Genomic DNA, 11,754 nt, shown 5'->3' with positions numbered 1-11,754 from the left:
GATTAATCCATTACAAACTATTATTAAGTCGTCACCACGAAGGTGGCACCAACTAACCACGAAGCAACAACGAACAAGGAGTTCAATCATGAAAGCAATTACTCTGGAATCCCGCACCCTCGCAAACCTGGCTTTTCTGGTCGCACCTAAAGCCCGTTAAGTAAGGTTGGCGCTGGGTATGCCGGCTACCCAGCGCCTCTGGCAAAACACTCATCCAGAGCAGCGTGCCCCAACATGCATATAAATCCTTATTTATTCATACTGCCACGAACGCCCGGCCAGATAGTCTGGAACTACAAAGACCATACCCAGCACGAACTTGACCTCGAATACTCTTTTCGACTGGCACAACTTATTCACGAGCCAGCCTTATATGACAGCGACAACACAATAGACGCGCAACTTCTAAATGCCGGAATACTGACTTCTACAAAAATCGCAGCGCCGGACTGGGGCTGGGATGAACTGTCCAGGATCTACCATATCGGCACGCGGAACATTCCCTGCGAACACACGCCCCGAAATATTCAGGAATGGTCCAGGCAATACCTCGAACACTGCACCACAGTGCTTGCCACTTCGCCTCCGTCGGACGTCCCTGCAGACACCGGCCCGAACGCACTCATCGCCCTGCCCGCATCTCTGGCATTGAAGGACGACAGCCTGTCGGGTTCACTGATCCGGCGAAAGACTTGCCGATCCTTCACCGGCGCCCCCCTGTCGCTGGACGATGTCGGCACCTTGCTGTACCTGTCCCTCGGTTACCTGCGAGAACGCGAAGCCGACCGCGACGACAGCATCGCCGAAGGGCTTGGCGCGCGGCGCAGCAGCCCTTCCGGGGGCGGCCTCAATGCCTGCGCCGGTTTTGTGCTGGTGCAGAACGTCGACGGACTGCCACCGGGCGTATACGCCTACCACCCGGCCGAACACGCCCTGAGCTTGGTCAACCCCTTGCCCGACACAGCGCCGGGCAATCTGCTGGGAGGTCAGCACTTCATCAATAATCTGCCACTGGGCCTGTTCATCACCGCCCGCTTCGACAGGCTCTGGTGGAAATACCCGCACTCGCGCGCCTACCGAATGGCATTCGTCGAATCCGGGCACCTCTCACAGACGTTTCAACTGGTGGCCACTGCCCTGGGCATGAACACCTGGCTGACCGGTGCGTTTTCCGACGACCTGGTCGAGACGTTGCTGAAACTCGAGAACAGTGCGGAACAACCTTTGTTCTTCGTCGGTTGCGGAGAAAGCGACGGTCAGGCGATGTGCCAGGAAATGCGCGATCTGCTGCGTGAGACGCCAGCATGAGCCTTCTCTCCCAGGCCCCGGCCTTCGAGTTTTCACTGGGCGACTGGAACACTCGCGCATCCGTGCGTGCCAGTGCCCACGATTACCGCTTGCCGGATGACATAGCGCAACAACTGGAAACCCGTCACTGGTTCCCGCCGGCATTTCTGCCCTACCTCGCCCACCCGGCCATCGAAGCTGCGGGCCGCTCGGTAGTGCACCGGCTCACGGCCAATCATCTGGTGCACTTTCTCGACTACACCACCCTGCTCGAACACCGCATCGTCAATCGCGCCGTGGAAGTCATCGTCCACGGCGGACTGCCGGTCGATGTTCCGCCACCCATGAAATCCGCCGCGCTGCAGCTCTACACCGATGAGGGCTACCACGCCCTGTTCTCAAATCAGGTCGCGGAACAGATCGCCGGGTTCTACGGCATCACCGGGCGCCCGGTGATGCCCAGGCGGATCACCCGCATGATCAGGCTGATCGACGAAACCCTCCCGCAGCAGCGACCGCTGACAGGGTTTCTGCTCGGCTTCGTCTCGGAAACCATCATTGCCCGGGAACTGCTCGACGTCTGCCGGGACAGCCTGGTGTCCGGGGTCAACGACATGCTGCGCGATCACCTCACCGACGAGGCGCGCCACAGTCGCTACTTCACCGAAGTGTTCCATTACCTCTGGTTGCATCTGGGGCTGCAGCAACGAACGTTCGCCGCCACCACCCTGCTCGAGATCTTCGGGATTTTCTTCGAAACCGATGAACAGTGGCTGCGACAAAGTCTGTGCGATGCCGGGATTGCCAACGGTGCCGTGCTGGAAATACTCGAAAGCCTGACAACAGCGCAAGCCTCCCGACGACGTGCCCGGACGGGCAGCATCGCCACATTGAATGCACTGAAGAAAGCCGGATTTTTCGCTGAACCTTACAACCAGATACTTTTCGCCAGGGCGGGATTGATCGATGGATAAAGGAAAATCCGGGGTGACGACCCGACAGCGTCGCGGGGCCGTCAGCCTGTTGCTGGCGATGGTGTTGCTGGGTGTTTTTCCGCTGGATGTCCTGCTGCCTTCGTTTCCGGCTCTGGCTGAACACTTTCGCAGCACCCCGGCGGACATCGCGCTGTCCATCAGCCTGTTCGCCGTCGGCATCGCTTTCGCTCAGTTGCTGATCGGGCCGCTGTCGGATGTGATCGGGCGAAAGGGTTTGCTGCTCGCGGGCATGAGCGTTTCAATGCTTGGCGCCCTCGGCTGCGTGATGACCACTGACTATTCGCTGTTCCTGATGTTCCGGGTCGTGCAGGCGCTGGGCTGCGGTTGCTTCGTGCTGTCCCAGGCGCTGGTCCAGGATCTGTTCGAAGGCGAGGAACGCGATCGCCTGCGAATCCTGATGGTGACCGCCGGCGGGATTTTCATCTCGGTGTCGCCTCTTGCCGGTACGTTCCTGCAGGCAACACTGGGATGGCGTGGCAGCTTTTGGGTGTTCATCGCGTTATCAGCTGTCGTACTGCTCAAGGCCTGGCTGTTTCTGGAGAACACCCGACCAACCACCCGCGGCACACGCACAAACTTCCTCACGGCTTACCGACGGGTGTTGGGAGATTTCGACTTCGTCGGCTACTGGCTGATTTCGGCATTTGCGTTCGCCTGCCACTTTTCATTCATAGTGATCTCGCCGCTGATCTTCATGGACCGGCTGCAATTGTCCGCCTACGAGTTCTCGTTGATCCTGCTGATCTACGGTGCGGCTTACGTCACCGGAGGCATCCTCGCCAGCGTGCTGAGCAGGCGCATCAGCAGCGGCCAGCAGATGGTTGTCGGTCTGAGCCTGATCCTGTTCGCCGGCGTGACCATGCTGTACCTGTCGTCGAGTTTTGCACTGGCACCGGCAACCGTGCTGATCCCGATGCTGATCTGCACCGCCGGCACCACCATCGCCCGGCCGGCTGCCACCTCCCGGGCCATGAGCCTGTTTCCGGACAACGCCGGCACTTCGGCTTCGGCCGGCAGCACGATCATCTTCATCTGCGGCGGGTTGATCAGTGCCTTGATCAGCCTTAGCCCGGCCAATCTGCAATCCACGCTGGGCTACAGCTTCGTGATACTCAGCGGGGTAGCATTGGCATTGAACGCGCGGATCAGTCGGCGCAACGATCTGGTGGGGCAACCACACAGCGATTAATCCTGCCGGTCGTCATTCCACACGCGGCGTCAGCACTGGAACAACGTTTTGCGCCATTCCCTCCTGACGCCAGCGGTGTAGAATCGCGAGATTCATCGCCATTCATCCCCGGCGGGTTTATGAGCTCAGGCTGAGACCAGCGGCGATCCCGCAACGTCATCGGCAACTTCAGGACACACGGCCATTTCTGAGTGTTCCAGACGTCAATAGAAGCTCACTCCCTTTTGATACCTGATTAGCCGCCCGGAGTGCTCCATGCCAGATTACCGCTCGAAAACATCCACCCATGGCCGCAACATGGCCGGCGCCCGCGCACTGTGGCGCGCCACCGGGATGAAAGATGACGACTTCAAGAAGCCGATCATCGCCATTGCCAACTCCTTCACCCAGTTCGTACCGGGCCACGTGCACCTGAAGGATCTGGGCCAACTGGTTGCCCGTGAAATCGAACGCGCCGGTGGCGTGGCGAAAGAATTCAACACCATCGCCGTGGACGACGGCATCGCCATGGGCCACGACGGCATGCTGTATTCGCTGCCGAGCCGCGAGATCATCGCCGACTCCGTCGAGTACATGGTCAACGCCCACTGCGCCGACGCCATCGTCTGCATCTCCAACTGCGACAAAATCACCCCCGGCATGCTGATGGCCGCCCTGCGCCTGAACATCCCGGTGATCTTCGTTTCCGGCGGCCCGATGGAAGCCGGCAAGACCAAACTGGCCAGCCACGGTCTCGACCTCGTCGACGCCATGGTCATCGCCGCCGACTCCAGCGCTTCTGACGAGAAGGTTGCCGAGTACGAGCGCAGCGCCTGCCCGACCTGCGGTTCGTGCTCCGGCATGTTCACCGCCAACTCGATGAACTGCCTGACCGAAGCCCTGGGCCTCGCATTGCCGGGCAACGGTTCGACCCTGGCCACCCACAGCGACCGCGAACAGTTGTTCCTGCAGGCCGGCCGCACCATCGTCGAACTGTGCAAACGCTACTACGGCGAGAACGACGAGTCGGTACTGCCGCGCAACATCGCCAACTTCAAGGCGTTCGAAAACGCGATGATGCTCGACATCGCCATGGGCGGTTCGACCAACACCATCCTGCACTTGCTGGCCGCCGCCCAGGAAGCCGAGATCGACTTCGACCTGCGTGACATCGATCGTCTGTCGCGCAAGGTGCCGCAGCTGTGCAAGGTCGCGCCGAACATCCAGAAGTACCACATGGAAGACGTGCACCGCGCCGGCGGCATCTTCAGCATCCTCGGTTCGCTGGCCCGTGGCGGCCTGCTGCACACCGACCTGCCGACCGTGCACAGCCGCAGCATGGAAGAAGCCATCGCCAAGTGGGACATCACCCAGACCGACGATGAAGCCGTGCACCATTTCTTCAAGGCAGGCCCGGCCGGCATTCCGACGCAAACCGCGTTCAGCCAGTCGACCCGCTGGGAAACCCTGGACGACGACCGTGAAAACGGTTGCATCCGCAGCTTCGAACACGCCTATTCGAAAGAAGGCGGCCTGGCCGTGCTGTACGGCAACATCGCCCTGGACGGCTGCGTGGTGAAAACCGCCGGTGTCGACGAGTCGATCCACGTCTTCGAAGGCAACGCCAAGATTTTCGAAAGCCAGGACAGCGCCGTGCGCGGCATCCTCGCCGACGAAGTGAAGGAAGGCGACATCGTCATCATTCGCTACGAAGGCCCGAAAGGCGGCCCGGGCATGCAGGAAATGCTCTACCCGACGTCGTACCTGAAATCCAAGGGCCTGGGCAAAGCCTGCGCCCTGCTGACCGACGGCCGTTTCTCCGGCGGCACTTCCGGTCTGTCCATCGGCCACGCTTCGCCTGAGGCTGCAGCTGGCGGCGCGATCGGTCTGGTGCAGGACGGTGACAAGGTGCTGATCGACATTCCGAACCGCTCGATCAACCTGTTGATCAGCGACGAAGAACTGGCGGCACGCCGGGTCGAGCAGGACAAGAAAGGCTGGAAACCGATCGAGAAGCGTCCACGTAAAGTGACCACCGCCCTCAAGGCCTACGCCCTGCTCGCAACCAGCGCCGACAAGGGTGCGGTGCGTAACAAGGCGATGCTCGACGGCCTGTAAGCGTCAAATCGCAGAAACAAAAATGCCCCGCCAAGTGCGGGGCATTTTTTTGCCTTGAGGCTTACTGGATCTCTTCCGGCTTCACGATCACCCAGTTCTTGTCCGCCGTCACCGGCAAACCTTCTTTCGCCTGGGCCGCTGCGTGCTTGGCCATCATGCCGTTGAGCTGGGTCATGTACTTGTCCTTGCGGTTGACCCACAGGTGAATGCCGCCCTTGGCCACGTCGACGCTGTGGAACAGCATGTAGCCGTCGCTGCTCGGGGTGTCACCGCCCACCAGCACCGGTTTTTTCCATTCGTCGATGTAGGTCAGGATCGCCGCATGCTTGCCGGCCATCCAGGTCGCCGGGGTCCACAGGTACGGGGTCAGTTCGAGGCCAAGGTTGGCCTTCTCGTCATACTTGCCGGCGGTGATCTGCTTGCGCGCAGTGGTCAGTTCGCCGGTCTCGCGGTTCTTCAGCAAGGTGCTCACGCCGATCACGTTCTGCGGTTTGACGTTGTAGCCGTACTTCGGATCGGCCGCGACCATGCGCACCAGCTCTTCGGAGGCGGCGGTCATCACGTAGACCTCGATGCCGTTCTCCATCAGTTTGTTGTACAGCTCGGCCTGACCGGTGAAGACTTTCGGCGGCTGCACGTCAATGTTCTTCACCACATCGCCTTCGTAATACGTCGCCGGCACCGGTTTGCCCGAGGCCATCATTTCGTCGACGTAGCCTTTGAGTTCCTTGAGGGTGAAGCCGGAGAACACCTGCGCCACCCATGGGTAGCAGACCATGTCGTCGACTTCGCAGAGGCGGTAGTAGTAGCTGAACAGGCTTTCCTTGTGGTCGGGGGTGTCCTTGAACGGGATCAGTTTCAGCGACGGGTCGAGCTTGTCACGGGTGATCAGGCCCTTGTTTTCCATGAACGGCAGCAACGACTCTTCGAGGTCGTAGCGGTAACTGGTGTTGTCCATGTCGAACACCGCGTAGTTACCCTTGTTGGCGTTGGCCGCGATCATCGCGTCGAGCGCCTTGGCCTGGTCCGCCGGCCAGTGCTTGAGGTCAGTGGCGAACGCTTGGCCAACAAGGCCGAAGCAGAGTGCGGCAGCCAGCAATTTAGGTGCGAACTTCATTCTGCGTTTCTCCCCGATTGAAAGAGATCGACGCTAACAAATCAGTGTGACAGTTACCGTCTGTCAGCGACCGTCCACGTCCCTTTTGCGCCAACTGCATCCCCGAGAGCGACACCCGCTTATTCCAAAAACGACGGACGACCTTTGATTTCGGTATTAAATCATTGGAAATCAAACTGTTAGGCTTGCCGGTTCGCAACAGCCCCGGAAGGTTGTTGGCACAGTCTTTTCTGGAGTCCTCATGAATCTGCCTCTGATTCTCAACTTACTGGTGTTCCTCGCCCTGCTCTTCGGTCTGGCGCAAACCCGCCACACCTCGTGGAGCCTGGCGAAAAAAGTCCTGCTCGCCCTGGTGCTGGGTGTGGCGTTCGGCGTCGCGTTGCACACGATCTACGGTGCTGGCAACCCGGTGCTGAAAGCCTCGATCGGCTGGTTCGATCTGGTGGGCAACGGTTACGTGCAGCTGCTGCAGATGATCGTGATCCCGCTGGTGTTCGCCTCGATCCTCAGCGCCGTAGCCCGTCTGCACAACGCGTCGTCGCTGGGCAAGATCAGCTTCCTGACCATCGGCACGTTGCTGTTTACCACGGCGATTGCGGCGCTGATCGGCATCGGCCTGACCAACCTGTTCGGCCTGACCGCCGAAGGCCTGGTCGCCGGCACGCAGGAAATGGCCCGTCTGCAAACCATTCAGACCGACTACGCCGGCAAGGTCGCCGACCTGAATGTGCCGCAACTGCTGCTGTCGTTCATCCCGCAGAACCCGTTCGCCGACCTGGCACGGGCCAAGCCGACCTCGATCATCAGCGTGGTGATCTTCGCCGCGTTCATGGGGGTTGCCGCGCTGCAACTGCTCAAGGATGACACCGAGAAAGGTCAGAAAGTGATCAACGCCATCGACACCCTGCAAGCCTGGGTGATGCGCCTGGTGCGCCTGGTGATGAAGCTTACCCCGTACGGCGTATTGGCGCTGATGACCAAAGTGGTGGCCGGTTCCAACCTGCAGGACATCATCAAGCTCGGCAGTTTCGTGGTGGTGTCGTACCTCGGTCTGGGCCTGATGTTCGTCGTGCACGGTCTGCTGGTCTCGGCGGCCGGGATCAACCCGCTGCGTTTCTTCCGCAAGATCTGGCCGGTGCTGACCTTCGCCTTCACCAGTCGCTCCAGCGCGGCGAGCATCCCGCTGAGCATCGAAGCGCAGACCCGTCGTCTGGGCATTCCGCAATCGGTGGCAAGCTTCGCCGCGTCCTTCGGCGCGACCATCGGCCAGAACGGCTGCGCCGGCCTGTACCCGGCGATGCTGGCGGTGATGGTTGCACCAACGATCGGCATCAACCCGCTGGATCCGCTGTGGATCGCGACGCTGGTGGCGATTGTGACCTTGAGTTCGGCCGGTGTGGCGGGCGTGGGCGGCGGCGCGACCTTCGCGGCACTGATCGTGCTGCCGGCCATGGGCTTGCCGGTTTCGCTGGTGGCGTTGCTGATTTCGGTCGAGCCGCTGATCGACATGGGTCGTACGGCGCTGAACGTAAGTGGTTCGATCACCGCTGGCGCGATTACCAGCCAGGTGATGCAGCAGACCGACAAGGCCCTGCTGGAGGCCGATGAGCATGCGGAGCTTGCTCAGGCGTAAGTAGCGTCTGACAGATTGCTATCGCGAGCAGGCTCGCTCCCACAGGGAAATGCATTCCAATGTGGGAGCTGGCCTGCCAGCGATGCTCTTAGGCTTTTTCCCAGACTTCGAAGTGGTAAGCCGGTTTGTCGCCTTCAGCCGGATTCGGCACGTCCGATACCAGTTTCCACTGGCTCAGATCGAACTCCGGAAACCACGCATCGCCTTCCGGGCTCAACGCGACACGGGTCAGATACAGACGATCCGCCTGGGCCAGTCCCTGCGCATACAGTTGCGCCCCGCCAATCAGCATCAACTCGTCGACGCCCTGTTCTTTCGCCCATTCTTCGGCGCGAACCACGGCGGCTTCCAGCGACGGATAGACTTCCGCACCTTCCAGCACCAGATCCTGCTGACGGCTGACTACGATGTTCAGACGGCCCGGCAACGGACGACCCAGCGAATCCCAGGTCTTGCGACCCATGATGATCGGTTTGCCGAGCGTCGTGGCCTTGAAGTATTTGAAGTCCCCCGGCAGGTGCCAGGGCATGCTGTTGTCGACGCCGATCACGCGGTTTTCACCGAGGGCCGCGATCAGGCTGAGGGGGAGTGATTTAGTCATGCCGGCGAGGATACCAGAGCCGCGCTTACCCCGATAAGCGCCACAGCGGTTATGCTCACGGCTCAATCAAGCATCGGGATGCCGCGTGACTGAACTGACTCCACTGCAAAACCTCTGGCTCACCGAAACCGTGCGCCTGCGCGAAGAACACGCAGGCCCGCTGGACGATCAGGAAGCCAATCGCCTGGCCCGCGCGGCCGGCGGCGACCTGCCGGGACGCATTCAACGCCGCGCCCTCTGGCTGGCCGAGCGCGATGGCCTGACCTCTGCGCTCAAACACTGGCTGCAAGGCGCGCGTCTGGCGCTGGTGCTGCTGGCGATCTTCGCGGTACTGAGCGGTGCCGGCCTGGCTTTCGCCGCACTGGGACAGACGCCGGTCAATGTGTTCTGGGCCCTGGGCAGTCTGCTCGGGCTGAATCTGATCTTGCTGTTGAGCTGGGCGCTGGGGCTGGTCTTCGCTGGCGAACACGGCGCCACCCTCGGCCGCTTGTGGCTGTGGCTCAGTGAAAAACTCGCCCGCGACGCCAAGGCGGCGCAACTGGCTCCGGCCTTGTTGCTGATGCTGCAACGCAAGAAACTCAATCGCTGGGCGCTCGGCACACTGGTCAATGGCCTGTGGTTGCTGGCGATGGTCAGCGCGCTGGTTCTGCTGCTGACGCTGATGGCGACCCGGCGCTACGGCTTCGTCTGGGAAACCACGATTCTCAGCGCCGACACGTTCATCAACATGACCCAGGCCCTCGGCGCATTGCCGGCGCTGCTGGGCTTCAACGTGCCGACCGTGGACATGATCCGCGCCAGCGGCGACACCGCGCTGAACATCGAAAGCGCCCGTCAGGCCTGGGCGACCTGGCTGGTCGGCGTGCTGGTGGTGTACGGCGTGCTGCCGCGTCTGCTGCTGGCGCTGTTTTGCTTCTGGCGCTGGAACAGCGGCAAGGCTGCGTTGCGCCTGGACTTGAACCTGCCCGGCTACGCCCAACTGCGCGAACGCCTGATGCCGACCAGCGAACGCCTCGGCATCACCGACCCCGAGCCTGCGCAATTGCACCGCGTCGAAAGCACCGTTGGCGAACACGCCAGCGATGGCGCGTTGCTGGTGGCAATCGAGCTCGACGATCAACACCCATGGCCACCGGCGCTGCCGAAAAACGTCAGCAACGCCGGCATCCTCGACAGCCGGGAATCGCGCAACAAACTGCTCGAACAGCTCAGCCGTTTCCCGCCGGCACGTCTCGCGATTGCCTGCGACCCACGACGCTCGCCGGATCGCGGCAGCCTGGCACTGATCGCCGAACTGGCGCGCAATGCCGCCGCGACCCGGGTCTGGCTGTTGCAGGCGCCACAAGGACAGGCGCTGGACGCCGAGCGCCTCGGTGACTGGCACGTGGCGCTGCAACAGCTGGAGCTGCCGTTTGCCGATTGCGCCCCGTTGAACTGGCTGGAGCACGGACATGACTGATGCCTGGAAAGCGCCGCTGAAACTGGCGGTGGTCGGCCACACCAACGTCGGCAAGACGTCGCTGTTGCGCACCCTGACCCGCGACGTCGGCTTCGGCGAAGTCTCCCATCGGCCGAGCACCACGCGGCATGTCGAAGGCGCTCGGTTGTCGGTGGATGGCGAACCGCTGCTCGACCTCTACGACACACCGGGCCTGGAAGACGCCATCGCCCTGCTGGATTTTCTCGAGCGACTGGAGCGCCCCGGCGAACGCCTCGACGGCCCGGCGCGGCTGGCGCGGTTTCTCGATGGCAGCGAAGCGCGCCAGCGTTTCGAACAGGAAGCCAAAGTGCTGCGGCAACTGCTCGACTCCGATGCCGGCCTGTATGTGATCGACGCCCGCGAACCGGTGCTGGCCAAGTACCGCGACGAACTGGAAGTGCTGGCCAGTTGCGGCAAACCGTTGCTGCCGGTGCTGAATTTCGTCAGCAGCGCCAACCACCGCGAACCGGACTGGCGTGAAGCGCTGGCGCGTCTCGGCCTGCATGCACTGGTGCGTTTCGACAGCGTCGCCCCGCCCGAGGACGGAGAGCGGCGGCTGTATGAAAGCCTCGCGTTGCTGTTGGAAAACGCCCGTCCGCAACTTGAACGGCTGATCGCCGATCAACAAGCCCAACGCCTCGCCCGCGAGCAAAGCGCGGCGCGCCTGATCGCCGAACTGTTGATCGATTGCGCCGCGTGCCGACGCAGCGTGGCGAGCAACGCCGAGCAGGAACAACAGGCCATCAGCGAACTGCGCAAGGCCGTGCGCCAGCGCGAACAAAAATGCGTCGAAGCACTGCTCAAGCTCTACGCCTTCCGCCCGCAAGACGCCGCCGCCAGCGATCTGCCGTTGCTCGACGGCCGCTGGGGCGATGACCTGTTCAACCCGGAAACCCTCAAACAACTGGGCGTGCGGGTCGGCGGCGGGATTGCGGCCGGTGCGGCCGCCGGTGCGGGGGTGGATTTGCTGGTGGGCGGCATCACCCTCGGCGCCGCCGCCCTGGCCGGCGCGATTGCCGGCGGCGCTCTGCAAACCGCCCGCAGTTATGGCAATCGTCTGCTGGGCAAGATCAAAGGGCAGCGGGAACTGACGGTCGATGACAACGTGCTGCGCTTGTTGGCTCTGCGTCAGCGACAACTGCTGCAGGCGCTGAATGCTCGGGGTCATGCGGCACTGGACAGCATTCAGGTGGCAACGCCGCAGGACAAAACCTGGCGCGAAGGCAAGCTGCCCGAGGCTTTGGGCAAGGCCCGGGCGCATCCGCAGTGGTCTTCGCTCAATCCTCATCCGAAGCTGAATCAGGCGGAACGGCAGGAGCAGATCGAGTCGTTGGCTGTAGATTTGTAGCGGCTGA

At 61.9% G+C, this 11,754-nt stretch carries 9 protein-coding genes; 7 read left to right on the top strand and 2 right to left on the bottom strand.

Features of this window, described 5'->3' with window-relative positions; translation table 11 throughout:
- Nucleotides 1-234 precede the first annotated feature (234 nt).
- The 4 genes from M5B44_RS16875 to ilvD all read left to right on the top strand — a co-directional run bounded on the left by M5B44_RS16875 (nucleotide 235) and on the right by ilvD (nucleotide 5,568).
- The gene (locus M5B44_RS16875) at nucleotides 235-1,308 is read left to right on the top strand and encodes a SagB family peptide dehydrogenase (RefSeq protein ID WP_248739915.1); all 1,074 of its coding nucleotides are present in this window, start codon (nucleotides 235-237) and stop codon (nucleotides 1,306-1,308) included.
- Complete coding sequence (locus M5B44_RS16870) at nucleotides 1,305-2,261, top strand: diiron oxygenase (protein WP_248739914.1); 957 nt, start codon at nucleotides 1,305-1,307, stop codon at nucleotides 2,259-2,261. The genes M5B44_RS16875 and M5B44_RS16870 overlap by 4 nt, the downstream gene beginning before the upstream one ends.
- Nucleotides 2,254-3,471 carry an MFS transporter gene (locus M5B44_RS16865; protein ID WP_248739913.1) on the top strand — a complete coding sequence of 406 codons (1,218 nt, stop codon included), beginning with the start codon at nucleotides 2,254-2,256 and terminating at the stop codon, nucleotides 3,469-3,471. The genes M5B44_RS16870 and M5B44_RS16865 overlap by 8 nt, the downstream gene beginning before the upstream one ends.
- Before the next feature lie 255 nt (nucleotides 3,472-3,726).
- Entirely contained in the window at nucleotides 3,727-5,568 is a 1,842-nt protein-coding gene (gene ilvD / locus M5B44_RS16860; RefSeq protein ID WP_248739912.1) for a dihydroxy-acid dehydratase, read from the top strand.
- A gap of 61 nt (nucleotides 5,569-5,629) precedes the next feature.
- On the opposite strand, the gene M5B44_RS16855 is transcribed toward ilvD, so the two are convergent.
- Entirely contained in the window at nucleotides 5,630-6,685 is a 1,056-nt protein-coding gene (locus M5B44_RS16855; protein ID WP_248739911.1) for a haloacid dehalogenase-like hydrolase, read from the bottom strand.
- Between the two features lie 241 nt (nucleotides 6,686-6,926).
- Between M5B44_RS16855 and M5B44_RS16850 the strand changes: the two genes are divergently transcribed.
- Complete coding sequence (locus M5B44_RS16850; RefSeq protein WP_248739910.1) at nucleotides 6,927-8,318, top strand: L-cystine transporter; 1,392 nt, start codon at nucleotides 6,927-6,929, stop codon at nucleotides 8,316-8,318.
- An 88-nt stretch (nucleotides 8,319-8,406) separates the two neighbouring features.
- Here M5B44_RS16850 and M5B44_RS16845 read toward each other — a convergent pair whose 3' ends face one another.
- On the bottom strand, nucleotides 8,407-8,919 hold the full coding sequence (locus tag M5B44_RS16845; RefSeq protein ID WP_248739909.1) for a dihydrofolate reductase: 513 nt from the start codon (nucleotides 8,917-8,919) through the stop codon (nucleotides 8,407-8,409).
- 85 nt (nucleotides 8,920-9,004) lie between these two features.
- On the opposite strand from M5B44_RS16845, the gene M5B44_RS16840 reads away from it, so the two are divergent.
- Entirely contained in the window at nucleotides 9,005-10,378 is a 1,374-nt protein-coding gene (locus M5B44_RS16840; protein WP_248739908.1) for a DUF2868 domain-containing protein, read from the top strand.
- A complete protein-coding gene (locus M5B44_RS16835) occupies nucleotides 10,371-11,747 on the top strand; it encodes a GTPase/DUF3482 domain-containing protein (RefSeq protein WP_248739907.1) in 1,377 nt (458 codons plus the stop codon). Before M5B44_RS16840 ends, M5B44_RS16835 begins: the two co-directional genes overlap by 8 nt.
- Nucleotides 11,748-11,754: the final 7 nt, after the last annotated feature.

It is taken from the genome of Pseudomonas sp. MWU12-2029, from assembly GCF_023242425.1.
Classification (GTDB): Bacteria; Pseudomonadota; Gammaproteobacteria; order Pseudomonadales; family Pseudomonadaceae; genus Aquipseudomonas; species Aquipseudomonas kribbensis.
This window is presented reverse-complemented; position numbering and strand designations above follow the sequence as displayed.